Source organism: Microbispora oryzae, assembly GCF_017896165.1.
GTDB classification, from domain to species: Bacteria; Actinomycetota; Actinomycetes; order Streptosporangiales; family Streptosporangiaceae; genus Microbispora; species Microbispora oryzae.
Window position 1 is genome coordinate 97,030 of record NZ_JAFCNB010000021.1, and the last position, 23,886, is coordinate 120,915.

Below are 23,886 nucleotides of genomic sequence, written 5' to 3' on the forward strand. Positions count from 1 at the left end.
ACGTCCCCGTTGTGGCGTGAGTTCCCGTTCCGGGCCGACTCCCCTAGGCTGCGTCCAAGATGAAGCAGGGAGGGAGAGGCCGATGGCGACACCGGCCAGCCTGGAGTACGCGGAGGAGTTCGTCCCCGAGGACGACATCCTGCGGTCCGCGCGCCGGCGTGGCATCGAGGTCGGAGCGCACCCGATCCTGCCCGGATGCGGGGCGGCGCTCTGCTTCCTCGCGACCGCGGTAAACGCCCGCTCGGTCGTCGAGGTCGGCACCGGCTGCGGTGTCTCCGGCCTGTGGCTGCTGCGCGGGATGCGCGCGGACGGCACGCTGACCAGCGTGGACGTGGAGCCCGAACACCAGCGCATGGCGCGGCAGACCTTCGCGACCGCCGGTTTCTCCGGCAGCCGCATCCGCCTGATCGGGGGCCGCGCGCTCGACGTGCTGCCCCGGCTCGCCGACGGCGGATACGACCTGGTCTTCTGCGACGCCGCCAAGCAGGAGTACACCGACTACCTCATCGAGTCGGTACGGCTGCTGCGCGTCGGCGGCGTGGTGGTCTTCGGCGGCGCCTTCCACGCCGACCAGGTGGCCGACCCCACCCAGCGCGACCCCGACACCGTGACGATCCGCGAGCTCGGCAAACTCGTCCGCGACGACGAGCGGCTCCGCCCGCTGCTGCTTCCCCTCGGCGACGGGCTGCTCGCCGCCGTCAAGCTCGGCTGACCGGCCTCCGCCGCCCGTGGGGCGGGGAGGCCGCGGCAGCCGCCTCAGCCGGCGAGGTAGCGCAGCAGCAGCCGCACGCCGAAACCGGTGCCGCCCTTGGTGAGCTCGCCGTTGTCGGAGGCGGCGCGGGCCGGCCCGGCGATGTCGAGGTGGGCCCAGGCCCGCGCGCCCACGAACTCGCGCAGGAACAGCGCGGCGGTCACCGACCCGGCCGCCCCGGTCATCTTCCTGTCGACGTTGGACAGGTCGGCGATGTCGGAGTCGAGCATCGCCCGGTAGTCGTCGAGCAGCGGCATGCGCCACAACCGGTCGCCGGTCGCCGCACCGGCGGCCAGCAGTTCCCCCGCCACCGTCTCGTCGTTCGCGTAGAGCCCGCCGAGGGACGGGCCGAGCGCCACCTTGGCCGCCCCGGTCAGCGTGGCGATGTCGATCAGGACGTCCGGCTCAAGCTCGGCGTCGGCGTAGGCGAGGGCGTCGGCCATCACCAGCCGCCCCTCGGCGTCGGTGTTCAGCACCTCGACCGTCCGGCCGCCGTACTGGGTGATGACGTCGCCCGGCCGCTGGGCGGCGCCGGACACCGCGTTCTCCGCGCAGGCGATCAGCCCGGTGACCCGCACCGGGACGCCGGAGGCCGCCAGGGCGCTCATCGTGGCGATCACCGCGGCGCCGCCCGCCATATCGGTCTTCATCGCTTTCATGCCCTCGGTCGGCTTGAGCGAGAGCCCGCCGGTGTCGAACGTGATGCCCTTGCCGACCAGCACCACGTGGGACCGCGCGCCCTCGGGGGCGTACGAGAGCTCGACGAGCCGCGGCGGGCTGGCCGAGCCCTGCCCGACCGCCCGGATGCCGCCGAACCCGGCGAGCCCGTCGCCCTTCCTGATCCGCACGCCCAGCCCGGCCGCCGTGGCGATCTCCTCCGCCCGCCCGGCCAGCCACGCGGGGGTCTTGACCGACGAGGGGGTGTTGACGAGGTCGCGGGCGAGGGCGGTGGCGCGGGCGACGGTCTCGCCCCGGCGGAGCTCCCGCTCGTCGCCACCCGCGAACACGATCTCCCGGACCGGCCGGGAGCCGGCTCTGCCGATCCGGAACGCGTAGGCCGCCAGCTGCGCCCCCTCGACCAGGGCCCGCGTCTCGCCCGTCTCCGGGACGGAGATCGTCACGGACTCGCGGCCTCTGGCCTTGCGGGCGACGGCCGCGCCGGCCGCGCGCAGCGCCCGCGCCGAACCGTCCCCCGTGCCGTACAGCAGGACACGGCCCACGCCGTCGCCCCGGGCGACCGGCATCTCGACCACCTCACCCGGCTCACCCTTGGCCTCGTAGTGGGCCAGCAGCGCCCCCGCGGGGACGGGAAGCTCGACGGGCGGGGCCAGATCCGGCCCGTACGGCAGGGCCAGCAGCTCCGCTCCGGGGTCGGGTCGCTCGGCGAAGACCGTGGCGGTCTCGATGGGCACGTGCACCTCCAACAGGGCGGCCCCGGTGCGGGAACCCCCGCGACCAGGGCCGGAAATCGTAAACGTCAGCCGGAAACGTTCAGCCGACGACCTTCTTCAGCGCGTCGCCGAGGGCGCTGGCCTCGTCCGCAGAGAGCTCCACGACGAGTCGGCCGCCACCCTCGAGGGGGACCCGCATGACGATGCCCCGTCCTTCCTTGGTGACCTCCAGCGGACCGTCACCGGTCCGCGGCTTCATCGCCGCCATGCGTGTATCCCTTCCCGCGTTGTCGGCCGCCCCGGAGGGTAACCGGCGTATTCACGTTTCTGTGATGTCTTATTATCCCGCCTCGGAGCTCAAAAAGGTAACGTCCCGGCTCCGTTCGGTGGATCAATGAGGGCGTGAAACCTCATTGTGGGCAGAGCGGACCTGACCCCACACTGGGTGAGGTGAACGCCCGAGCCGCGCTTTTCGATCTCTACGGGGACCACCTTCGCACCAGGGGCGGACGCGCCTCCGTGGCGGCGCTCGTCCGGTTGCTCGCGCCACTCGGCATCGCGCCTCCCGCCGTGCGGACCGCGATCTCGCGCATGGTCCGTCAGGGCTGGCTCGACCCCGTACGGCTCCCGCAGGGACCGGGCTACGCCGTCACCCCCAGGTGCGAACGCAGGCTCGACGAGGCCGCCGCGCGTATCTACCGTCTCGGGGCGGCCTCGTGGTCCGGACGGTGGCATGTGCTGGTCCTCGAACCGGTACGCGAACGGGCCCGGCGTGAACGGCTCCGCGCCGACCTCGCGTTCCTCGGCTACGCGCCGCTGACCGAGAACACGTGGATCGGCCCCCGGCCGTCCCCCGAGCTCGACGGGCTGCAGATGCGGGCCCGCCGGTTCGACGCGTGCCTGGAGGGAGATCCGCGGACGCTGCTCGCGTCCGCGTGGGACCTGGACGGCATCGCCAAGGCGTACGAGGAGTGGCTGGCCAGCGCGGCCGTCCTGGTGGGGTCGCTGCCCGAGCGGGCGTCCGACGACCACGTGTTCGCCGTCCGCAGCAGGCTGGTGCACGGCTGGCGCAACTTCCTGTTCCGCGACCCGGGGCTGCCCTCCGAACTGCTGCCGCCGGGCTGGCCGGGCGACAAGGCCCGCGGCTTCTTCGAGCAGGAGGCCACCCGGCTGCTGCCGGCGGCGGCCGCGTTCGTCGAGCGCAACCTGGACGGCCCGCACTGACACCTCAGCGGGCGGCGGCCGGGCCGCGCAGGCCGTCGACCGTCCCACGCACCCAGCACTCGGCCACGTGGTCGTTGACCAGGCCGATGGCCTGCATGAGCGCGTAGGCCGTGGTGGGGCCCACGAACCGGAAGCCGTGCCGCTTGAGCTCCTTGGCGAGGGCCTTCGACCCGGGCGTCTGGGCGGGGACGTCGGCGAGCGTCAGCGGGGCCTTCACCGGCTCCTCGGCGTAGCGCCACACGAGGTCGCTGAGACCGCCCGGCAGATCCATCGCCGCCCGGGCGTTCGCGACCGCCGCCTCGATCTTGGCGCGGTTGCGGACGATGCCCGCGTCGGCCATCAGCCGCTCGACGTCGGCCTCGCCGTACGCGGCGACCGCGGGGATGGAGAACCCGGAGAAGGCGCCGCGGAAGTTCTCCCGCTTGCGCAGGATCGTGAGCCACGACAGCCCGGACTGGAACGCCTCCAGCGTGATCCGCTCGTAGACACCGTCGTCGCCGCGGACCGGGCGGCCCCATTCGTCGTCGTGGTAGGCGAGGTAGTCGGGCGCGTCGGTGACCCAGCCGCAGCGGATCACCATGACTCCTCCGCGTCCGCGCGGCCTGCCTCCCAGGCGCTCGTGGCCGCTGGAGGCACGTCCGGCTCGTGGTCGGTTCGCGGGGGCTCGGCGGGCCGGGCGAACGCCTCCTGGCGCGCCTGCACCCGGGCGGCCAGCAACTCGGTGACCCGCTGCTCCAGCACCGCGATCCGGCTGTCGCGCTCGTCAAGCGCGAGAGCCACCCGCTGGAGCGTCTGGTCGACGAGATGGGTGTTGTAACCCACCAGGCCGACCGGGAGCTCTAACCCGAGGATGTCCGCCGCCGCCAGCCGGCTCCCCTCGGGCAGGTCGAGCGGCGGGGCGTCGGGGGGAAACTCCGCCATCTCTCCGCCGTGTCCCAGGGAGACCATCATCACGCAGGCGACGACGGCGAGCCCGGCGATGACGAGTACGACCAGCACATACGAATCGTGCCACAAGTCGTATGCGGGCGAGCGGGAGTCGCCTGTCCGGGGCCGGGTTCAGGACTCACCGATCTCCTCCCCCGTGGGGCTGAGACGGGCGGCCGGCTTCTCCAGCAGGTCGAGCGCCTCGTCCACCGATGTCGCCCAGGAGATCGCGTCGAAGACGTTCGGCCTGGTGAAGCCGTTCGTGTACATGTCGTCCACCAGCTGCCGCAGCGGGCCGTACAGACCCCAGGGGTCGAGGACGACCAGCGGACGCTCGTGCAGGCCGAGTACGCGCGAGGTCCAGATCTCGAACAGCTCCTCCAGGGTGCCGATGCCGCCCGGCAGCACGAGGAACGCGTCCGCCCGGGCGTCCATGACCCCCTTGCGCTCCCGCATGTCGGCCGTGACGATCAGCTCGTCGGAGTCGGTGTCGGCGATCTCGACGTCCACCAGCGCCTGGGGGATGACGCCGACCGTGTGGGCGCCATGGCGGCGGGCCGCCCGGGCGACCTCGCCCATGCAGGAGACGATGGCGCCGCCGGTGACCAGGCCGTGGCCGCGGCGGCCGATCTCCGCGCCCACCTCTCCGGCGAGTTCGACGTACCTGTGGTCGATCTTCTGACTGGAGGCGCAGAAAACGCAGATGAACACGGCGCAACCCTACTCAGCCGCCGGACTCCCGGTCGGTACGGGTGCTGTCGGCCTCGACGATGATCCGCACGGCCTCGTCGGGGTCGTCGGTGAGCGAGATCAGGTCGAGGTCCTTCGGGGAGATCTTGCCGACCGCCTCCAGGCTCTCCCTGATCCAGTCGATCAGCGGCGTCCAGAACCGCACTCCCATGAGGATCACCGGGAACGAGGTGACCTTGCGGGTCTGGACCAGGGTGAGGGCCTCGAACAGCTCGTCGAGGGTGCCGAACCCGCCCGGCAGCGTGACGAAGCCGCACGCGTACTTGACGAACATCGTCTTGCGGACGAAGAAGTAGCGGAACTCCACGCCGAGGTCGACGTAGTCGTTGAGCCGCTGCTCGTGCGGCAGTTCGATGCCGAGCCCGACGGAGACCCCGCCGGCCTCCAGCGCGCCCTTGTTCGCCGCCTCCATGACGCCCGGCCCGCCACCGGTGATCACGGCGTATCCGGCCTCGGCCAGCGCGCCGCCCAGGCGTTCGCCGAGCTTGTAGTCGGGGTCCTCGGGGGAGGTGCGGGCGGACCCGAACACGGTGACGGCGGGGGGCAGATCGGCGAGGGCGCCGAAGCCCTCGACGAACTCCGACTGGATGCGCAGGACCCGCCAGGGGTCCTCGTGCAGCCAGCCCGTGGGGCCCTTGCGGTCGAGGAGTCGCTGGTCGTAGGTGGAGTCGGGGACGAGGTCGCCGCGGACGAGGGAAGGACCCTGGCGGCGTTCCGGCCTCATGTGCTTCATGACGCTCACGCTAACGGGAAGGATCGGACGTCGGGCGCGCCCGGTCCGGGTCCACGTCCACGAGCGCGCCCGGGGCCGCGTCCGCGCCAGGGGAAGAATCTTGAAATTCCGTTGGACCCGAGGGAACCGGCGCGCGGGGGCGGCCCGTCTAAGAGACGAGGGTGCTGCTCGGGACGAAAGTGGCTTTCCCCGCCAAATGGCCGGCGAGGAGAGCCACTTTCTCTTTCCGGCCCCTTCCCGCGCCGGGCCCATCCGACCGGCTCATCCGACCGCCCGGCCGGATCACCCTGCGGAAACCGGCCCGGTCAGCCAGGCGGTGAGCCGCCGCTCGCTGTCCGCGATCCGGTCGAGGGCGACGTGTTCACCGGCGGTGTGGGCGAGGTTGGGATTCCCCGGGCCGCAGTTGACCGCGGGCACGCCGAGCGCGGAGAAGCGGGCCACGTCGGTCCAGCCCAGCTTGGCGCTGGGGGTGCCGCCGACCGCCGCCGCGAACGCCGCCGCCACGGGGTGGGTGAGGCCGGGACGGGCGGCCGGGGCGCCGTCGAGCAGCCGCACCTCGAAGCCCTCGAACAGACCGCGGACGTGGTCGAACGCCTTCTCGACGGTCAGATCGGGCGCGAACCGGTAGTTCACGGTCACGACGCACTCGTCCGGGATGACGTTCCCGGCGACCCCGCCCCGGACGCCGACAGCGTTCAGTCCCTCGTGGAACTCCAGGCCGTCCACGACGGGACGGCGGGCCTCATAACGCTCCAGGATGTCCAGGATCGGCCGGATCCCGTGGATGGCGTTGACGCCCTCCCACGACCTGGCGCTGTGGGCGCGCGCGCCGCGTGCGACGATCTCGGCCCGCAGCGTGCCCTGACAGCCGCCCTCGATCAGCCCGTTGGTGGGCTCCATCACGACCGCGAAGTCGCCGGCCAGCCACTCCGGGTGCTCACGGGTCAGCCTGAACAGCCCGCTGCGATCGGCCTCGATCTCCTCGCACTCGTAGAACACGAAGGTCAGGTCGCGGTTGGGGGTGTCGAGCAGGCACAGTTTCAGCTGCACGGCGACGCCGCTCTTCATGTCCGAGGTGCCACACCCGAACAGCAGCCCGTCCTCGACCCGGCTCGGCAGGTTGTCCGCCACGGGCACCGTGTCGATGTGGCCCGCGATCACGACGCGCTCGGGCCGCCCGAGGGAGGTGCGCGCCACCACGTTCTCGCCGACCCGGTGCACCGTCAGGTGCCCAAGGGGGAGCAGGGCCTCCTCGATCGCGTCGGCGAGCGCCTTCTCGCCGCCGCTCACCGACTCGATGTCCACGAGTTGCGCCGTCAGCGCGCCCACGTCCTGGGCAAGGTCAAGCCGCATGCTCCATGACCCTAGTGCCCCTCCCGTCGCCCGTGCTCCGCCGCGTCCCGCACAGGGGCTCACGCCACCTCGACGGATCCGTCGGCCTTGCGGTCCTTGCGCCAGCCGTCGTGCCCCGAGGCGGCCTTCCAGGTCACCCCGTCGAACCGCACGACGTTCAGGCCGTACTTCTGCGCGTAGGAGACGTACCAGGCGGCCACCAGCCAGCCCCGCCCGGACGGTGTGTCGGTGCCGAGCGCGCGGACGAGCTGCTTGCGCGCCGCCTCGGTGCGGGCCTTGACCGGCTTGTTCGGCGGCGGATACCAGCAGTGCACCGCCCGGGGGACCCGGCCGGTGAAGGCGCCCGAAAGGATCTTGGCGTCGACCTCGTGCATGGCGTAGGCCGACCCGTCGGCCGAGCGCTGCACGGCCTGGGCGGCCTCGTGCAGCGGCAGCGTCCGGTAGTGCTTCACCTTCTCCAGCGCCGCGAAGAACTTCTTGCTGGCGTAGACCGGATCCTGCAACTGGGCGGGCGTCCCCCAGCCCTGGGACGGGCGCTGCTGGAAGACGCCCACGGAGTCGCGGTCGCCGTACGGCAGGTTGGACAGCTTCGACTCCTGGATCGCGGTCACGTACGCGATCTCCAGCGCGCGCTCCGGCAGCTTGCGCCGGGCCGCCACGGCCGCGATGGTGGCGGCCACCTGCGCCTGCTCGATGTCGAGATCGAGCTGCCCCTGGGATGTGGCGACCAGGCAGTGCTCGCCCAGCGCGAACGGCTGCGCCTTCTTCATCAGGTGATAGGCCCCGTAGAAGATGGCGGCGGCCAGCAGGACGACGATGACCACGACGGTCAGGGTTGTTCTGGACGGTCGCCGGCTCACGTGGCTGAACCTACCCGCTCGATCAGGGCAGACGCTCCACGCGGATCGAGCCCGGGGTCAGCGGCCGGGCGTACGCGGACTCCCACTGGCCGCCCTGCACCCGCTGGAACGACAGGAGACGGCCGTCGGCGGCCCGGTAGTCCGCGTAGTCGAGCAGGCCGCGCTCCGGCAGCCCGGTCCGCCCTTCCGAGCGGAAGGCGGCGGTGCCGCGTTCGTAGGGCTCGAACTCCACGCCGTCGACGATCAGCATGTGCTTCGCCGGCACCATGCCCTGAGTCGGGACGTCGGTCCAGAGGAGCACCTCCAGGTGGCGGGGCTGTCCTTCGGCCTGCCGCTCCTCGACGGACAGCCAGTTGTAGCTCCGACCGTCGTCGTCCAGCAGGTAGTCGGTCCACTGGTCGCCCTGCACGCTGCAGTAGAGCGCGCCGACGGCGCGGTAGCGGGCCGCCTCGACGTAGACGGTGTCGCCGACCTTGATGCCCCGGGGATCGAAGTAGCCCGGGTCATCGGCCGCCGCCCGCCCCTGGGGCTCCTCGCCGGGGGGCCGGGGCACGGGTCTGGGCACCCGGCTCCGCCGCCCGCCGATCATGTACGCGCCCAGCACGACGGCGACCGTGGCCAGGGCGATCACGAACACGATCGCTGTCGTCATGGCGCGCGATCCTACTGGAGGCGGGTCACCGCCGCATCGATACGTTCGTCGGTGGCGGTGATCGCGACCCTGATGTGCTCGCGTCCGGCCGGGCCGTAGAAGTCGCCCGGCGCCACCAGGATGCCGCGGTCGGCCAGCTCCCTGACCTGGTCCCAGCATCCGGTGCCGTTCGTGGCCCACAGGTAGAGCCCGGCGGAGGAGTGCTCGATCCGCCAGCCCGCCCGTTCGAGCGCGGGCCGCAGCACGGCCCGGCGCCGCGCGTAGCGCTCCCGCTGCTCGTCGGCGTGCCGGTCGTCGGAGAGCGCCGCGGCCATCGCCGCCTGCACGGGGGCCGGCACGATCATGCCCGCGTGCTTGCGGATCTCAAGCAGGCGCTTGATCAGTGTGGGGTCGCCCGCGACGAACGCCGCCCGGTAGCCGGCGAGGTTGGACCGCTTGGACAGCGAGTGGACCGCCAGCAGGCCCTCGTAGGAGCCGCCGCAGACGTCGGGGTGCAGCACGGAGACCGGCCGGTCCTCCCAGCCGAGCTCGATGTAGCACTCGTCGGACGCGACGACCGCGCCCCGCTCGCGGGCCCAGGCCACGACCTTGCGCAGGTGCTCCGCCGGGAGCACCCTGCCGGTCGGGTTGGACGGCGAGTTCACCCAGACGAGCGGCACGCGCTCCGGGCCGAGCGCGAGCAGGCCGTCCGACGCGTACGGCTCGGCCCCGGCGATCCGGGCGCCGACGTCATAGGTGGGGTAGGCCAGCTCGGGGAACACCACCCGGTCGCCCGGCCCTGCGCCGAGCAGCGTGGGCAGCCAGGCCACCAGTTCCTTGGAACCGATCGTGGGCAGCACGTCGGCCGGGTCGACCGTCACGCCGTGCCGTCGCCGAAGCCAGCCGGCGGCGGCCGCACGCAGCTCCGCCGTGCCGTAGGTCTGGGGATATCCCGGACTGTCGGCGGCCCCCGCGAGTGCCTCCCGTACGACCTGCGGCACGGAATCGACCGGCGTGCCGACCGACAGGTCGACGATCCCTCCGGAATGGCTCCGCGCCACGTCCTGGTACGGCGTCAGCCGATCCCACGGGAAGTCCGGCAACGCGATCAAGAAAAATCCCCCGCTCCTGACGGACGCGCCGACACGGCGCCGTCACCCGGCCCGTCCGGCCGACGCGATCCCACGACGGTGAGATCGCCCGGCCGTCCTCATTCGATCAGTGGTCCTCGCCCTGCGGCGGGAGCGCCGCCACCAGGGGGTGGTCCTTCTCGATCTTCCCGACCTTCGAGGCGCCGCCGGGCGAGCCCAGCTCCTCGAAGAAGTCGACGTTGGCCTTGTAGAAGTCCTTCCACTGCTCGGGAAGGTCGTCTTCGTAGAAGATCGCCTCCACCGGGCAGACCGGCTCGCATGCCCCGCAGTCCACGCACTCGTCGGGGTGGATGTAGAGCATGCGCTCGCCCTCGTAGATGCAATCGACGGGGCATTCCTCGATGCACGCCTTGTCCAGGACGTCCACGCACGGCTGCGCGATGACGTACGTCACCTCGGGCTCCTTCTGGTTTGCACGACTCGACCGCGGTTGCTAGCCCTAGTATTGCGGTGCCCGGCCGTCGGCAGGAACAGGAGGGGCCCAAACCCAGTGAGCCCACAGCCCGGACCCCGCTACGTGATCTCCATCACCCCCGCCGACGTGGGGCGAAGGGTCACCACGCGACGCAGGGTTCCAGGTGGCCTGAGCGACGCCGTCGGCGTGTTGGAAGCCTGGCGCGACGGCGCGCTGACCGTGCGCAAACGGGACGGCACCCTCGTCGAGATCCCCGAGGAGACACTGGTCGCCGCCCGGGTCGTACCCGAACGCTGAAGGCCCGCTTAGGTAACGCACCCGCGCGAGGTAACACACCCGCGCGCTGACGGCCCGCCTCGGTAACGCACCCGCGCGCCTCCTCGACCCGTGCCGCACGATCGCGGAACATACGCAGCGTGACCAAACGTGCCTGCGCTGTAGTCGCGATGCTCGCCTCGGTGACCGCCGCGTGCTCCCACCCGGCCGCCGACAAGCCGCTTCCGCCGTTGAACCCCCGGGCGACGAGTCTCGGCTCCGGGTTCGGCACGATGGACCGGCTGGTCGAGGCCGCGCGTCACGAGGGCGTGCTGAACGTCGTGGGGCTGCCGCGCACCTGGGCCGGTTACGGGGAGATCATCGACCGCTTCTCCGGCAAGTACGGCATCAAGGTGGTCTCCACCGCCCCCGAGGCGTCCAGCAAGCAGGAGATCGACCTCGCGGCGGCGCGCGGGAACGGCAAGGACGCCCCCGACGTGCTCGACCTGTCGATGGACGTCGCGGTGGCCAACGCCAAGCGGTTCGCGCCGTACAAGGTCTCCACCTGGTCCGACATCCCCGACGACCTGAAGGACGCCACGGGCCGGTGGTTCGGCGCGTACGGCGGCTGCATGTCCATCGGCTACGACCCCAGGAAGGTGCCCACGCCCGCCTCGTACGCCGCCCTGGCCCGGCCGGGCACCGTCGTGGCGCTGGCCGGCGACCCGCTGCGCGTGGCCTCCGCCTTCAGCGGCGTCATGGCCGCCTCGCTCAGCGGCGGCGAGCCGGACGCGGCCAAGGGCGTCGACCTGTTCGCCCGGCTGAAGAAGGGCGGCATGCTCGGCCAGCCCGAGCAGGCCACCGCCGTGGTCGACTGGGACTACATGAACGCCGCGAGGGCCGCCAGGGGCAAGGGCGGGGCGGCCTGGCGGGTCACCATCCCGGCGGGGACCGCGCTCGCCTCCTACTACGTGCAGGCGATCAACGCCCAGGCGCCGCATCCCGCGGCGGCCCGGCTCTGGACGGAGTTCCTGCTGTCCGACGAGGGCCAGAACCTCTACCTCAAGGCATTCGCCCGGCCCGCCCGGATGGAGGCGATGGAGATGCGCGGCAGCCTCGACGGCGACGCCGCGGAGAAGCTGCCCCAGGTGCCCGGCACACCGGTGATCCTCACGATCCCGCAGCAGGACCAGGCCAAGGCGTACCTCAAGACCCATTGGGCGCAGGCCGTCGGCCAGCCCGGCTGAGCGCCCCGGCGGGAGCGGCTGAGCGCCCGGACAGGGGTGGCGCGGCCCCGCCACCTGCGGCGCATCTCGGGTGGTCACCCGAAGCCCTACAGTGTGTCCTTGTCCCAGTGATCGCGGTCTGTTGATCGCGCGTCGGCATGGGATCGCGGCGACACGGACACCGGGCACGATGTGCCAGAAGGCGAGCCGATCTTGCGGTACGAAACCCCTGGTCTCATGAGGTGGAACGCCCGCGCCTACGACAGCTCCTTCGGCTACGTCTCGGCGCACGGGGCGCCCCTGGTCGAGCTGCTCGACCCGCAGCCCGGGGAGCGCGTGCTCGACCTCGGCTGCGGCACCGGCGTGCTCACGGCCGACATCGCCTCCCGCGGGGCGTCCGTGCTGGGCATCGACGGCTCCCAGGCCATGATCGAGACCGCGATCGCCCAGCACCCGGGGCTCGACTTCACCGTCGGCGACGGGTACGACTTCACGGTGGCCCAGCCGTACGACGCCGTCTTCTCCAACGCGGCGCTCCACTGGATGAGCCGCGACCCCGAGGCCGTGATCGCCTGCGTGCGGATGGCCCTGCGGCCCGGCGGCCGGTTCGTGGCCGAGCTTGGCGGCGCGGGCAACTGCGCCGCGCTGACCTCCGCGCTGCTCACCGCCTGGCGGGAGTACGGCCTGGCGGAGCCGGAGCTGCCCTGGTACTTCCCGACCCCCGCCCAGTACGCCCTGCGCCTGGAGAAGGGCGGCTTCGTCGTCCGGCTGCTGGAGTATTTCGACCGCCCCACCCCGTTGGACGAGTGCCCGAACGGCGCCGCCGACTGGGTGCGCATGTTCGCGGGCGCGCTCCTCGACCGGGTGCCTCCGGCGACCGTCGAGCCGCTGCTGCGCCGGGTCAACGAGCTCGCCGCGCCCGCGCTGCGCCGGGAGTCCGGCTGGATGGCCGACTACGTCCGCCTGCGTTTCGCCGCCGTGCGCCACTGACGAAACTCTCACCACGGCTGGGTGTTTTGCCAGACTATGGTCTGGTCTTTGAGTGATGGGGAAAGCATGAACTTCTGCCTGAGTGACCTCGTGCCACCGCTGCGCTGGAGTGACGCCGCCCGCATCGGGCTCCTCGTCGATCAGCCGGGCCTGCCGGACGCCTGGTGGCGCAGCCTTCCCCTGCACCGGGTGCTCGCGGTGACCGACGCTGAGGCGCTCGCGGAACTGCTCACCGACCTCGCGCTGGCGAACTGGCCGGCGGCCGCGGTCGGCGACGTGCTTCCCGCTCTGCACGTGCTGGATCCGGACGACGCCGACGATCCCCAGGTGGCCATCGCGCTCGACCGGGCGGGGTCGTGGCCCGGGCTGCTCGCGCTCTCCGGCCGTGAGCTGTCGGATCAGCCGTTCATCAAGGCCCGTCCCGTGCTGACCGCCCTGTTCACGGCGGTGTTCTCCCGGTTGGCGCCGGCGGCCCGGGACGGCGGGAAGGCCCCTGGGAAGACCGGCGACAGGGCCGGCGGCGGGAACGGCGCCGTGCCCGGCGGGCTCGCGGAAGGCCCCGGAGCCGCCGGAGCCACAGAGGCCCCCGGAGCACCGGCGGACCAGGTGAACTCCGAGGGCCCACCGGCGGAGGGTCCGGAGGCGGCGCCCGCGGCCGGCACCACGGGCGACATCACGGGCGACGCCACGGGCGACACCGCGAGCGACACCGGGGGTGAAACCACGGGCGACACCGGGGGCGACCACGACGCGGCTTCCGCGGCGGGCGACGAGGTCGCGCCGGACGAGCCGCCATCAACGGGCGAGCCGGACGCACCCGAGGATCCGGACGCACCCGAGGATGACGAGGAGCTGGCCGCCCTGGTCGAGTCGGCCTTCGCCGACCTCGACGACCTCACCTGGATGGTGGCCCAGAATCGGGTGTTCACCGCCGTGCCCTCGGCGGTTGAGGAACTCTCCCGGCTGCTCGCGCTCTCCCCCGACGCCATCGAGGAGCTGGAGAGCGCCCTGCGCACCCGGCTGGCCGCGTGGCTCGCCCTGCCACAGGTCGCGCCGTACCGGCGGTACCTGAGCCGGCTGGCGGACCGGCTCGGCGTGGCGGCCCCGACGGCCCGGCTCGTCGCCGCCGCCGAGTGGCACGGCCGCGAACTGCGCTCGCTTGACGTGCCGGTCTGGCACTTCGTGGTCGCCACCCTGCCGGGCTACCGCCTGTCGGACGGCTGGCTGGTCTCCAGTGACATCGAGGAACTGCGCGAGAGCACCAGGAGGCTGATCGCGGACTCCCCGCGTCCGCCCACGATCTCTCGGGCCCAGGAGCTGGTCTCGTCTCTCGGGATCCGCCCTGAGGTCGCCAAGGAGTGGCTGGAGAGCGTTCCGCGGCTCCGCATCAAGAGCGGCGCGAACGGCGCCGCCCCGCCGCCCGCGACGTCCACCCCACCGGCACCACCGGAACCACCCGAGCAGGACTCGTTACCCGCTCCCCCGGATCCGCCCGCGACCGCCGGTCCGGACGACCCCGACGGCCCAGCCGACCCGGGCGACCTGAACGAGCCGGGCGACCTGGACAGCCCGGCCGACCAGGAGGGCCAGGACGGTCAGGACGGTCAGGAGGGGCGGTCCCGTGACGTGGCGCTGTCGCCGTACTGCTTCCGGCAGCCGGACGGGCGCTGGTGGCTGCGCGTGGACGTGACCCGCGACCATCTCGACGGCGGCGAGGTCGCGCTGCCCGAGGGCTTCGCGGCCTACGTGGGCCTGACGCCGGGCCACGCCCGCCGGGTCCGAAGCGCCGCGGACGACGTCGAGATGACCTGGGCGGACCGGCCGGTCCTGACCTCGCTGGCCACCGTCCTGACCGAGCTGGCCGCCGAAGAGGGCAGCCATGTCTTCCTGACGCTCTCCGGCGAGGGGGTGCTGCGGATCCGCAACCTTCCGGCGGCCGAGAGCGGCGACGACATGAGCCGGGCCCTTCGCCTGGTGGGTTACACGGCCCCCGCGGACACCGCCGAACAGGCGGTGCGGGTGATCGCGACCAGGATCGGCGCCACGGGACCGATCGGCCTGCCCGAGCTTCTCGCTCGCCTGAGTCAACGCGGGGACCGCGATCTGCTGTCCCTGCTGGGGTAGCGCCGATGCCCCGACTGGCGATATCCCCGGAGGTCCCCCGAGACCTCGGCGCGCTTCCCCCGGCCGTACGCGAGGACGCGCTCGTCGCGTTACGCAGGTTCCTCGGCGACTCTCCCGTCGCCCCTCATCCCGAACGGGTGCGCGGCACCCGGGATCCGCGGACGGTCACGCTCCGTCTCGGCGACCACCACCGCGGGGTGGCCGTGCGGCAGGGCGACGTCCACTGGCTCGTCACCGTCCTGCCGGAGGCCCAGGCCTGGTCGTACGCCCAGCGGCACCGGTTCGGGGTCAACCCGGCCATCGGGGTGGTCGAGTGCTGGGAGGCGGAGGCGCTGCGACAGGTAGAGCCCGCACTGCGTCGCGCCGCGGAGAGCTCGGACCGGCGGCTGTTCGCGGGATTCTGCGACATCGAGCTGACGGACATCGGCATCGACCCGGAGTTGCTGCCGCTGCTCCGGCTGATGACCTCGCAGACCCATCTCGACGCCGTCGAGCCGCTGCTTCCGCAGACGCAGTACGCACCGCTGGCGGTGCTCGCCCGCGGCGGCTCACCCGCGGCGGCGTGGCGCGAACTCGACGCCTTCCGGTCCGAGGAGGCCGGCGAGATCGATCCGGACGACCTGGCCGCGGCGCTGCGGCGCAGCCCGGATCAGGCGGCCTTCGCCGCCGGCCCGGACCAGCTCGACCACATCCTGAACGCGCCCGCCTGGTGCACCTATCCGCACCCGCCGCAGCGTCTCTACTCGAACTGGCCCAGCTACGACGGATCGGTGCTGGTGACCGGCGGCGCGGGGACCGGCAAGACCGTGATGGCCCTGCATCGGGCCGCCCATCTGGCCCGGGAGGCCACCGGCCCCGTCCTGCTGGTGACGTTCAGCCAGGGGCTCGCCGCCGAGCTCTCCTCCCGCCTCGACCTCCTGCTGCACGACGAGGTGGTCAGGAAGCGCGTCGAGGTGGGCAACGTCGACCGGATCGCGCACCGCATCGTCTCCGAGTCGGAGGGCCGCGCCCCCGCCCTGGTGGGCACGGGCGACCTGGCCGACCTGTGGAACGAGGTGGCCGTCGACCGGTTCGGCGCCGCCTTCCTGCTGCGGGAGTGGGAGCAGGTCGTCCTGGCCCAGAACCTGCGGACCCTGGAGGAGTATCAGGCCGCCGCGCGGCCCGGCCGTGGCGTGCGGCTGGACGCCGAGGCGAGGCGGACCGTGTGGGAGGCCGTCCAGCACGTCGTGGGACGCCTGCGGGAGACCGGCCGGCGCACCCTCCTCCAGCTCGCCTCAGACGCGGCGAGCCTGCTCGGCGGGGCCGTCGGCGACCTGCTGGGCGACGAGGGCCCCGGCCCCCGGCCGTACCGGCACATCGTGGTGGACGAGGCGCAGGACCTGCACCCGGCGCAGTGGCGGCTGCTGCGGGCGGCCGTGCCGGTCGCGCCGGACGACCTGTTCATCGTGGGCGACCCGCACCAGCGGATGTTCGACACCCGGGTGGCGCTCGCCGACGTCGGCATCCCGGCCCGCCGGTTCCACCTGAAGATCTCCTACCGGCTGCCGAGGGAGATGCTGTCGTGGGGCGTCCGGCTGCGCGGCGGCGGACCGGCCGACGGGCTCGTCCCCGGGAACGCCGAGCTGTACGGCTTCCGCGCGCTGGGCCACGGGCTCCGACCGATCGTGCGGGAGTACGTGAGCCCGGAGGCGGAGATCTCCGGACTGGTCGCCACGCTCACCGAATGGCTGGAGGAGGGTGTGCCGACGGCGGAGATCGCCGTCACCGCCCGTACCGCGGACCTCGTCAGAACCGCCCGCACCGCACTACGCGAATCGGGCATCATGGTCAAAGTGACGCTACTGCACGGGATGAAGGGGCTGGAATTCCGCCGCGTGGCCGTGATAGGCGTGGCTGACGGAATCGTGCCGGCGCCCGACGCGCTGACCCCGGCCGCCGAGGACCCCACGGCCCGGGCGCACGATCTGCAACGGGAACGGGGGCTTCTCTACGTGGCGTGCACGCGGGCCCGCGAGCTCCTCCAGGTGTCCTATTCCGGTCGCGCCAGCCCCTTCCTGCCAGCCTGATCCCCTACTCTGAACTGCGGATATATTCCCCTTGCCGGTTGGATCTGCATTGAACCTGAGTCTTAGCGACATCGTTCCTCCGCTGCGCTGGACGGCACCCAGCCAGGTCGAGCCGATCGCTAGCGACCCCGGCCTCCCGGACGCGTGGTGGCAGGCGTTGCCGATCGACCGGGCCTGCGCGGCGGTGGGGGTGGCCCAGGTCGCCTCGCGGCTCACGGACCTCACCAGCGCCTGCTGGCCCCACCTGGTGCTCGGCGACATCCTGCCGCTGCTGAGGTTCACCGATCCCGAGGAGAGCCTGCGGCTCCCCGGCCCGCGGGAGAGCGTCCACGCCCTTTTCTCCGGTCTGATCGGCAAGCTGCTCGCGACCGAGCCGGATGAGGAGCGGGCGGACGACCAGGCCCCGCCGGCGCCGTCCGACCGGCCCCTCCCGGAGATCATCGACGGGATCTTCGCCCGGCTGGACGACCGGCAGCGGGCCATCGCGCGCGACCGGCTCTACTTCGACGCCGCGCACCATCCGGGACAGACCGCGCAACGCGCCACGCTCGACGATCTGGCCCAGCGGTTCTCCGTCACCCGCGAACGCATCCGGCAGATCGAACGCGACCTGCGCGACCACGTCATGAGCTGGCTCGCCGGTCCCGAGGCCGCCCCGCTCAACGCCCATCTGTCCTGGCTGCGCTCCCGGCTCGGGTCGGCCGTACCGGCCGAGGAGCTGGCCGCCGCGGCGCCCTGGCACGGCACCGAGCTCGTCACCCTCGCCATCCCGGCCTGGCGTTTCGTCCGCACCCTGCTCACCGGCTACGAGCAGGCCGACACCTGGCTGGTGGCCGGCGGCGCCGATGAGCTCAGGGAGAAGACGCGGCAGCTGTTCGCCGACGGGCCCCGTCCGCTGGCCGAGGCGGTGTCGCTCGTCGCCCAGCTCGGGGTCCGGGCCGACGTCGCGGAGCGCTGGATCACCTCCGTTCCACACCTGCGGGTGCTGGACGGGCACGTCGTGCCGTGGTCGCGCGGCCTCGGCGACAAGGCCGAGGCCGTCCTCGGCGTCACCGGCGCGCCGCTCACACCTGAGGAGATCCAGGCCCGCATCGGCGACGACCACAGCCCGGTCGGCGTCCGCAACCAGCTCGCCTCCGACGAACGGTTCATCCGCCTCGACCGGAACAAGTACGGCCTGCGGCGCTGGGGCGGCGACGAATACCTCGGGATCCGGGAGATGATCGCCCGGGAGATCGAGCGGTCCGGCGGCGAGGCGTCCGTCAGCATGATCATCGACAATCTCACCTCGCGCTACGACGTGAGCGAGAGCTCGATCCGCGCCTACGCGGGCGGACCCGGGTTCGAGCGGACCCAGCGGGGATGGATCCGGGTCGCCACCCCCGATCAGGGCGATTCGTACCAGCCGCGCCGCGACGTCTCCATGACGCGCCGCTGCTTCCGCAGCAGGGACGGACGCTGGTGGCACCGGGTCGACGTGAACGCCGAGCACCTGCGCGGCTCCGGGTCGCCGCTGCCCACCGGTTTCGCCGCCCACCTCGGCATGGCCCCGGGCGGCCAGCTCACCGCCTCGACGTCGTCCGGGGAGGTGGTGATCAGCTGGCACAACCAGCCCACCATCGGGTCGATCCGTCATGTGCTGGCCGAATACAACGCCACCGAGGGAGACCACGTCTTCCTCACCGTCTCCGACGGCGGCGAGCTGCTGACCCGCTTCCTGCCCGCCTCGGCCCCCGGGATCCCGACGCTGAACCAGGCCCTGCACCTGATCGGATACACGGCCCCGGTGGCGTCCGAGGCCGAGGGCCTGCGGCTGATCGGCGCCCGGATCGGGCTGGAGGACGGCGCGGTCCGCGAGGACGTGCTCGACCGCCTGCGCGAGCGGGGCGACCGCGACATCGTGCAGTTCCTCTCCTGACCCGTCTCCTCACCCGCCTCCTGATCCGGTCCCGACCGCGTCACCCCCCGCGTCACTCCCGTGCCTCCGCCGGGCGGGACGTAGGCTCGGGACATGCTCCGGCTCCACGACATCCGCACGCGACAGGTTGAGCCGATCGTGCCCGCGGGCTCCCGGATATTCCGGATGTACATCTGCGGTCCAGCTCCGCACCGGTACGCCCTCCTCGGCGACCTGCGTACCCATCTCTTCGCCGACCTGGTCCGCCGGGTCGCGGAACGGCGCCGGCTCCGGGTGGTCGCCTGCCAGGGCATCGACGACATCGGAGGGCCGGACGGAGAACCCTCCCCGGAGGCGGCGCGGGCCCACGAAGACGCGTTCTTCGCCGACGCGCTCGCCCTGAACATCCACCGGCCGGAGCACACGCCGCGGGCCGGCGAGACCGTCGGTCCGGTGATCGAGCTGATCGCCCGGCTGATCGAGCGGGGGCACGCCTACGCGGCGCCCGGTGGCGGGGTCTACTTCGACGCCGCGTCCTTCCCGTCGTACGGCGAGCTCTCCGGCGTGGCGCGGGGTGACGCCGGGGGTGACGCGGCGGGCCGACGCTCCGACCTGGCCCTGTGGGCGCCCCGAGACGGCGAGCCCGCCTGGGACTCCCCCTGGGGTCGCGGCGCTCCCCGGCGGGAAGTCACCTGTTCGGCCATGGCGCTGCACTCACTGGGAGACCGTGTCGACCTCCGCGTCGGCGGGCCCGGCCCGCATCACCGCGAAGCCGAGCGGGCCCTGTCGGCCGCGGCGACCGGCCACGAGGTGGTCCGCCACTGGGCCGAGGGCGAACGGCTGCTCACCGACCTGCCGCTCACCGACATCGTCGCGGGCGGCCTCGACCCCCTCGCCGTACGGCTGGCCCTGCTGGAGCGGCACTATCGCGCGCCGGCGCGCCTGACGTGGGACGCCCTGCGGGCCGCCGACGCCACGCTGCGCCGGTGGCGGCGGCGGGTGGCCGAGTGGGCCGAGTCGCCCAGCCGGCCGATCGACGCCGGTTACGCCGGGCGGATCGACGACGCGTTCGACGACGACCTCGACGTGCCGCTGGCGTCGCGGCTGCTCGGCGAGCTCGAACGCGACGACTCCGTGGCCGCGGGGTCGCGCTTCGAGACCTTCCTGCACGTCGATCACGTGCTCGGACTCGACCTGTCGGCCGAGATCGGCCGGGCACCGGTCGGCCCCGTGGAACCGGCCGAACCCCTGGAACGCCGTTTCCCGCTTTAGCGAACGCCGTGCTACAAGTCGAGCATGCCAGGACGGATGTCCATACCCCTGATGATCGCCGGTGCGCTGCTCGTCTGCGTCGCCTCGACCGTCGCGGCCGTCGTGATGGTTCTCTCCCCTTCTGGCTCGGCCTCCGGATCCGGCTCGCAGCCACCGGCGCTCCTCGCCGGCTCGGCCGCGGCCTCCCCGGAAGCCGCGGGGGCCGCGGGAGCCTCGCCGGACGCCTCCTCGGGGACACGGACCGGCGCCACCGCGCCGGCCGCCGGATCGGCCGGATCGGCTGGGCAGGGCGCCTCGGGGGGCCGCCGCCCGGAGGGCACGATCGCGCCGCTCACCCCTGACCAGGACGTCCGCGACGCGCTCAGCGCGGTCGCCCGCGCCTCGGGCGACTCCGCCGCCGCGGAGGCCGCCGACAAGGGCACCCTGTTCTACGGCATGGTCTACGGGGCGACGGAGGCCGCCGACCTCTACTACGCCGTCACCCTGCCGCCGCAGCGGGACGACTACGCGGCCATGGCCGTGCCGAAGCAGATCGACCTGTGGAGCCGGCTCGGCGCCGGCGGATGGACCTACCGGGGCCCGTTCGACCCGGCCGACTGCCCGCCTGCCCTGCCGCCCGCCCTGTACGCGGCGTGGCAGAGCGCCGCCTCCGTGTCGCCGCCGATCTCCTGCCCCGCCTGAGGGAGTGGCGGGCGGCGAGGCGCACACTGGAACCGTTCTGAGCCGTTCTGGGCCGTTCTGGGCCGTTCCACAGGGGGGAACGATGCGCGCCATCGTCATCGAGCGGTTCGGCGGGCCGGAGTGCCTCGTCTACACGGAGTTGCCCGAGCCCGAACCGCTCATCGGTCATGTCGTCATCGAGGTCAAGGCGTTCGGTCTCAACCACGCCGAGATGCACATGCGCAGGGGTGAGTGGGCCGAGGCTGCACCGGTCAGCGGCATCGAGTGCGTCGGGCTGGTGAAAGCCTGCCCGGGCGGCGAGTTCCCGGTCGGCGCGAAGGTGGCCGCGCTGATGGGCGGCCTGGGCCGGACCGTCAACGGCAGCTACGCCGAGTACACCAGGGCGCCGGCGTCGAATGTGGCGCTCATCGAATCGGACCTGCCGTGGGCGGAGGTCGCGGCCATCCCGGAGACGTATGCCACCGCCTGGACCTGCCTGTTCCGCAACCTCGGCCTCACCGAGGGGCAGACCCTGCTCGTCAGGGGCGCGACCTCCTCCTTCGGCCAGGCCGCGATCAACCTCGCGGTGAACGCCGGAGCGAGAGTCATCGGGACCACCCGCGACCGCGAGCGCTTCCCCCTGGTGGTGGGCCTGGGCGCGGAACGCGCCGAGCTGGAGGGACCCGGCCTCTCCCAGCGGATCGCCGAGGCCAAACGGCTCGACGCGGTGCTCGACCTCGTGGGCAACAGCACCATCCTCGACTCGCTCGCCATGCTGCGGCGCGGCGGGCGGGCGTGCCTGGCCGGGTGGCTCGGCGGCCTGGCTCCGATCGCCGCCTTCGATCCCCTGTCACAGATGGCGAGCGGTGTCTGCCTGACCTTCTTCGCCAGTTTCGTGTTCGGCACCCCCGGCTTCCCGCTGTCCGACGTGCCGCTCCAGAGCATCGCGGAACAGGTGGCGGCCGGCCGGCTGCGGGCGAAGCCGTCGCGCGTGTTCGGCTTCGAGGAGATACGCGAAGCGCACCGCGTCATGGAGGCGAACGAGGCCGGCGGCAAGATGGTGGTCGTCCGCGCCTGACCGGTGTCCCGTCAGTCGGCCGGGCGGCCGTACGCCCCGGCCCTCCGGCCGCGCCGCCGCGCCCTGCGCCACAGCGGGAGGGCGTACGGATAACCGCCGTCGTCGAGGCCCGCCAGGCGCTCGAACACGTTCCACGACGCCGGATGGCCGCAGACCAGCAGCGACAGGCCGGAGGCCGCCACGTAGAGGACCAGCATCGGCAGGCCCACACAGGCGGCGTACTGCGTGGCGTGCCGCGACTCGTGATCGAGCAGCGGGCCGGTCAGATAGCCGTCCGGGTGCTTGGTCAGGATCACGTTGCCGACCGTGAACGCCCCCGCCACGGGGAAGGGGATGCGGTAGCCGTGGGCGTAGACCAGGCCCCGCTCGCCCCGGCGCGTCGTGGCGCGGCCGATCCGGGCGATCAGCAGTCCCAGGGGCGTGGAGAGGTTGACGTAGTTGACCACCTGCCTGACCCGGTGCGCACGCCGCATCCCCCCAGCATCGGGGAGGACACCCGCCGGGGTAAAGCACACTCGCGACGAGCCCTCAGGCGTTTCCGTACCGGCGGAGCAGCCAGGAACCGGCCGAGCGGGTGGCGACGACGGCGAGCGCCACCGCGACGGCCCCGCCGTACAGGTAGCAGAACCCGGACGGGTCTCCCGCGATGGCGAGGTCTCCGGCGGCCTGCGGAGTGGCCAGGACGAAGGAGCTCACGAGCCACCCGGCGGCGGGCACGAGTGCGCCGAGCTTGCCGCCCGTCAGCCTGCCCATCGCGTACGGCACCGCGAAGAGGATCACCAGCCACCCGACGGCGGCCACCGGGAGGTCTCCGGCGTACCAGGAGTGCTCGAATCCGCCGACCACGCCCAGCACGACGCCCAGCAGGAACAGCACGCCGTAGGTCGCGCCCGTCACCGCGCCCGCGAGAGGGCCCCCGAGAGAGTCCGCGGCCTCTTCCCGGCCTGACGGCGCCCAGGGGGCGACGGCGTCGGGCGCCGGATCCGGAAACCCGGGCCCCGCGCCGTCGCCGGCCGGGCCAGAGAAGCCCGGCCGCGCGGCGTCGCCGGTGATCCCGTGCCCGGGCGCCTCCTCGGTCATGCCGCCGAGACTAGCCGATGCCGGCGAACAGGTCGGTCTCCCGGTCGTACGGCTCGCCCAGGCCGCCCGCCTCGTGCGGAGCGCCGGGCCCGGGCGGCCCGGGTACGCCCGCGCGCAGGATGAAGTGCTCGACACCGAAGATCTGCTGCCCCACGTCGTTGGACAGGGCGAACCACGGCGGGTCGACCGAGAGCTGGGTGGCGTGCGCGCGCATGGCGTCGATCTTCGCCTCCACGTACGGCCGGGCGTCGATCTCCGTGGTGACGTCCTCGTCGCGGCAGCCGAACGGCATGTCGTCGACGTCCTCGACCAGGAACCGGACGCCCGCCTCGCGCATCGACTCGGCCGACCGGCGCATCACCGACCTCGGCATCGCCGTGTAGTAGAACTTCGCGACCCGCCAGGGCTCGCCCCCGGGGTGGGCGGGGTCGGCGGCCAGCTTGAACGCCCGCCAGGAGACCCGATGGGCCTGGATGTGGTCGGGGTGCCCGTAATAGCCGTTCTCGTCATAGGTGACCAGCACCTGCGGGCGGACCTCCCGGATGATCTCGACGAGCTCGGCCGCCGCCTCGTCGAGGTCCGCCTGCCAGAAACAGCCGGGACGACCGTTGGAGGCCGCGCCCATCATGCCGGAGTCGCGCCAGTGGCCCGGCCCGCCGAGGAACCGGTGGTCGGTCACACCGATCGCCTTGCAGGCGTCCGCCAGCTCCCCGATCCGGTACGTGCCGAGGGTGTCGTCGCGGTCGGGCGCGTGGTGGGCGAGGTGCTCCGGGATGACCTCGCCCTCTTCACCGAGCGTGCAGGTCACCAGCGTGACGTGGGCGCCCTCCGCGGCGTACTTCGCCATGGTCGCCCCGGTCTCGATCGTCTCGTCGTCCGGATGGGCGTGCACGAGCAGCAACCGGCGATCAGTCATGGACCAGAGCCTAGTACTCCAGCCGTAGATGGCGATCTTGCGTGTGGGCTGGTGGCAGAGATGGGAACGGCCACCGCGATCATCGAGTGTTGTGCTGACAATCAAAGATCAGGCGGTGGCCGCAGGCGATAGCGTA

The 23,886-nt window shown here is 72.7% G+C and carries 25 protein-coding genes; 11 read left to right on the forward strand and 14 right to left on the reverse strand.

All coding sequences use genetic code 11. The annotated features are described in order from the left end of the window. The first annotated feature begins 82 nt into the window (after window positions 1-82). The gene (locus JOL79_RS28110) at window positions 83-712 is read left to right on the forward strand and encodes an O-methyltransferase (RefSeq protein WP_210158911.1); all 630 of its coding nucleotides are present in this window, start codon (window positions 83-85) and stop codon (window positions 710-712) included. Window positions 713-756: 44 nt separating this feature from the next. Here the strand turns inward: JOL79_RS28110 and JOL79_RS28115 are convergent, their stop codons facing one another. Then, window positions 757-2,163, reverse strand: coding sequence for a leucyl aminopeptidase (locus JOL79_RS28115; protein WP_210158912.1), 1,407 nt, complete (start codon window positions 2,161-2,163; stop codon window positions 757-759). Window positions 2,164-2,242: 79 nt separating this feature from the next. After that, complete coding sequence (locus JOL79_RS28120; protein WP_076433904.1) at window positions 2,243-2,410, reverse strand: DUF3117 domain-containing protein; 168 nt, start codon at window positions 2,408-2,410, stop codon at window positions 2,243-2,245. A gap of 182 nt (window positions 2,411-2,592) precedes the next feature. Between JOL79_RS28120 and JOL79_RS28125 the strand changes: the two genes are divergently transcribed. Then, window positions 2,593-3,366 carry a PaaX family transcriptional regulator gene (locus JOL79_RS28125; protein WP_210158913.1) on the forward strand — a complete coding sequence of 258 codons (774 nt, stop codon included), beginning with the start codon at window positions 2,593-2,595 and terminating at the stop codon, window positions 3,364-3,366. 4 nt (window positions 3,367-3,370) lie between these two features. Here JOL79_RS28125 and JOL79_RS28130 read toward each other — a convergent pair whose 3' ends face one another. From JOL79_RS28130 to fdxA, 9 genes are all read right to left on the reverse strand, one after another. Continuing rightward, window positions 3,371-3,946 carry a DNA-3-methyladenine glycosylase I gene (locus tag JOL79_RS28130; protein ID WP_210158914.1) on the reverse strand — a complete coding sequence of 192 codons (576 nt, stop codon included), beginning with the start codon at window positions 3,944-3,946 and terminating at the stop codon, window positions 3,371-3,373. Beyond that, window positions 3,940-4,365, reverse strand: coding sequence for a hypothetical protein (locus JOL79_RS28135; RefSeq protein ID WP_210158915.1), 426 nt, complete (start codon window positions 4,363-4,365; stop codon window positions 3,940-3,942). Before JOL79_RS28135 ends, JOL79_RS28130 begins: the two co-directional genes overlap by 7 nt. 60 nt (window positions 4,366-4,425) lie before the next feature. Next, a complete protein-coding gene (locus JOL79_RS28140) occupies window positions 4,426-5,004 on the reverse strand; it encodes an LOG family protein (RefSeq protein WP_210158916.1) in 579 nt (192 codons plus the stop codon). A 13-nt stretch (window positions 5,005-5,017) separates the two neighbouring features. Then, entirely contained in the window at window positions 5,018-5,776 is a 759-nt protein-coding gene (locus tag JOL79_RS28145) for an LOG family protein (RefSeq protein WP_210158917.1), read from the reverse strand. A gap of 282 nt (window positions 5,777-6,058) precedes the next feature. Then, a complete protein-coding gene (gene dapE, locus JOL79_RS28150) occupies window positions 6,059-7,129 on the reverse strand; it encodes a succinyl-diaminopimelate desuccinylase (RefSeq protein WP_210158918.1) in 1,071 nt (356 codons plus the stop codon). A 59-nt stretch (window positions 7,130-7,188) separates the two neighbouring features. After that, on the reverse strand, window positions 7,189-7,989 hold the full coding sequence (locus JOL79_RS28155) for a hypothetical protein (protein ID WP_307848777.1): 801 nt from the start codon (window positions 7,987-7,989) through the stop codon (window positions 7,189-7,191). A 22-nt stretch (window positions 7,990-8,011) separates the two neighbouring features. Beyond that, window positions 8,012-8,641: a DUF4178 domain-containing protein gene (locus JOL79_RS28160; protein WP_210158919.1), complete on the reverse strand. Its 630-nt coding sequence runs from the start codon at window positions 8,639-8,641 to the stop codon at window positions 8,012-8,014. 11 nt (window positions 8,642-8,652) lie between these two features. Then, window positions 8,653-9,732, reverse strand: coding sequence for a succinyldiaminopimelate transaminase (gene dapC, locus JOL79_RS28165; RefSeq protein WP_210158920.1), 1,080 nt, complete (start codon window positions 9,730-9,732; stop codon window positions 8,653-8,655). Between the two features lie 106 nt (window positions 9,733-9,838). Then, window positions 9,839-10,165, reverse strand: a complete 327-nt coding sequence (gene fdxA, locus JOL79_RS28170; RefSeq protein ID WP_210158921.1) for a ferredoxin — start codon at window positions 10,163-10,165, stop codon at window positions 9,839-9,841. Window positions 10,166-10,261: 96 nt separating this feature from the next. On the opposite strand from fdxA, the gene JOL79_RS28175 reads away from it, so the two are divergent. From JOL79_RS28175 to JOL79_RS28215, 9 genes are all read left to right on the forward strand, one after another. Further along, the gene (locus JOL79_RS28175) at window positions 10,262-10,483 is read left to right on the forward strand and encodes a putative acetyltransferase (protein ID WP_210158922.1); all 222 of its coding nucleotides are present in this window, start codon (window positions 10,262-10,264) and stop codon (window positions 10,481-10,483) included. 119 nt (window positions 10,484-10,602) lie between these two features. Beyond that, window positions 10,603-11,688, forward strand: coding sequence for an ABC transporter substrate-binding protein (locus tag JOL79_RS28180; RefSeq protein WP_307848778.1), 1,086 nt, complete (start codon window positions 10,603-10,605; stop codon window positions 11,686-11,688). A gap of 216 nt (window positions 11,689-11,904) precedes the next feature. Further along, window positions 11,905-12,657: a class I SAM-dependent methyltransferase gene (locus JOL79_RS28185; protein WP_210158923.1), complete on the forward strand. Its 753-nt coding sequence runs from the start codon at window positions 11,905-11,907 to the stop codon at window positions 12,655-12,657. A 66-nt stretch (window positions 12,658-12,723) separates the two neighbouring features. Further along, window positions 12,724-14,781 (forward strand): hypothetical protein, encoded by a 2,058-nt coding sequence (locus tag JOL79_RS28190; protein WP_210158924.1) that lies wholly within the window; start codon window positions 12,724-12,726, stop codon window positions 14,779-14,781. Between the two features lie 5 nt (window positions 14,782-14,786). Beyond that, the gene (locus JOL79_RS28195; RefSeq protein WP_210158925.1) at window positions 14,787-16,847 is read left to right on the forward strand and encodes a UvrD-helicase domain-containing protein; all 2,061 of its coding nucleotides are present in this window, start codon (window positions 14,787-14,789) and stop codon (window positions 16,845-16,847) included. 49 nt (window positions 16,848-16,896) lie between these two features. Further along, on the forward strand, window positions 16,897-18,765 hold the full coding sequence (locus JOL79_RS28200; RefSeq protein WP_210158926.1) for a sigma factor-like helix-turn-helix DNA-binding protein: 1,869 nt from the start codon (window positions 16,897-16,899) through the stop codon (window positions 18,763-18,765). A 93-nt stretch (window positions 18,766-18,858) separates the two neighbouring features. Then, a complete protein-coding gene (locus JOL79_RS28205; protein ID WP_210158927.1) occupies window positions 18,859-20,016 on the forward strand; it encodes a cysteine--tRNA ligase in 1,158 nt (385 codons plus the stop codon). Window positions 20,017-20,052: 36 nt separating this feature from the next. Beyond that, window positions 20,053-20,697, forward strand: a complete 645-nt coding sequence (locus tag JOL79_RS28210; protein ID WP_210158928.1) for a hypothetical protein — start codon at window positions 20,053-20,055, stop codon at window positions 20,695-20,697. Between the two features lie 82 nt (window positions 20,698-20,779). Then, window positions 20,780-21,754, forward strand: a complete 975-nt coding sequence (locus JOL79_RS28215; RefSeq protein WP_210158929.1) for a zinc-binding alcohol dehydrogenase family protein — start codon at window positions 20,780-20,782, stop codon at window positions 21,752-21,754. Between the two features lie 11 nt (window positions 21,755-21,765). On the opposite strand, the gene JOL79_RS28220 is transcribed toward JOL79_RS28215, so the two are convergent. Genes JOL79_RS28220 through mshB form a run of 3 tightly spaced genes read right to left on the reverse strand, consistent with a single transcriptional unit; the run spans window position 21,766 to window position 23,750 of the window. Next, window positions 21,766-22,227: a hypothetical protein gene (locus tag JOL79_RS28220; protein ID WP_210158930.1), complete on the reverse strand. Its 462-nt coding sequence runs from the start codon at window positions 22,225-22,227 to the stop codon at window positions 21,766-21,768. Between the two features lie 55 nt (window positions 22,228-22,282). Further along, on the reverse strand, window positions 22,283-22,834 hold the full coding sequence (locus JOL79_RS28225; RefSeq protein ID WP_210158931.1) for a DUF6113 family protein: 552 nt from the start codon (window positions 22,832-22,834) through the stop codon (window positions 22,283-22,285). Window positions 22,835-22,844: 10 nt separating this feature from the next. Next, window positions 22,845-23,750, reverse strand: a complete 906-nt coding sequence (mshB, locus tag JOL79_RS28230) for an N-acetyl-1-D-myo-inositol-2-amino-2-deoxy-alpha-D-glucopyranoside deacetylase (RefSeq protein ID WP_210158932.1) — start codon at window positions 23,748-23,750, stop codon at window positions 22,845-22,847. Window positions 23,751-23,886: the final 136 nt, after the last annotated feature.

What these genes read in the sequence shown, in the direction of transcription:
- JOL79_RS28110 (WP_210158911.1), top strand. Translation starts at nt 83, where the DNA reads ATGGCGACACCGGCCAGCCTGGAGTACGCGGAGGAGTTCGTCCCCGAG.
- JOL79_RS28120 (WP_076433904.1), bottom strand. Translation starts at nt 2,410, where the DNA reads ATGGCGGCGATGAAGCCGCGGACCGGTGACGGTCCGCTGGAGGTCACC.
- JOL79_RS28130 (WP_210158914.1), bottom strand. Translation starts at nt 3,946, where the DNA reads ATGGTGATCCGCTGCGGCTGGGTCACCGACGCGCCCGACTACCTCGCC.
- JOL79_RS28145 (WP_210158917.1), bottom strand. Translation starts at nt 5,776, where the DNA reads ATGAAGCACATGAGGCCGGAACGCCGCCAGGGTCCTTCCCTCGTCCGC.
- dapE (WP_210158918.1), bottom strand. Translation starts at nt 7,129, where the DNA reads ATGCGGCTTGACCTTGCCCAGGACGTGGGCGCGCTGACGGCGCAACTC.
- JOL79_RS28160 (WP_210158919.1), bottom strand. Translation starts at nt 8,641, where the DNA reads ATGACGACAGCGATCGTGTTCGTGATCGCCCTGGCCACGGTCGCCGTC.
- JOL79_RS28185 (WP_210158923.1), top strand. Translation starts at nt 11,905, where the DNA reads ATGAGGTGGAACGCCCGCGCCTACGACAGCTCCTTCGGCTACGTCTCG.
- JOL79_RS28190 (WP_210158924.1), top strand. Translation starts at nt 12,724, where the DNA reads ATGAACTTCTGCCTGAGTGACCTCGTGCCACCGCTGCGCTGGAGTGAC.
- JOL79_RS28195 (WP_210158925.1), top strand. Translation starts at nt 14,787, where the DNA reads ATGCCCCGACTGGCGATATCCCCGGAGGTCCCCCGAGACCTCGGCGCG.
- JOL79_RS28205 (WP_210158927.1), top strand. Translation starts at nt 18,859, where the DNA reads ATGCTCCGGCTCCACGACATCCGCACGCGACAGGTTGAGCCGATCGTG.
- JOL79_RS28210 (WP_210158928.1), top strand. Translation starts at nt 20,053, where the DNA reads ATGTCCATACCCCTGATGATCGCCGGTGCGCTGCTCGTCTGCGTCGCC.
- JOL79_RS28215 (WP_210158929.1), top strand. Translation starts at nt 20,780, where the DNA reads ATGCGCGCCATCGTCATCGAGCGGTTCGGCGGGCCGGAGTGCCTCGTC.
- JOL79_RS28220 (WP_210158930.1), bottom strand. Translation starts at nt 22,227, where the DNA reads ATGCGGCGTGCGCACCGGGTCAGGCAGGTGGTCAACTACGTCAACCTC.
- JOL79_RS28225 (WP_210158931.1), bottom strand. Translation starts at nt 22,834, where the DNA reads ATGACCGAGGAGGCGCCCGGGCACGGGATCACCGGCGACGCCGCGCGG.
- mshB (WP_210158932.1), bottom strand. Translation starts at nt 23,750, where the DNA reads ATGACTGATCGCCGGTTGCTGCTCGTGCACGCCCATCCGGACGACGAG.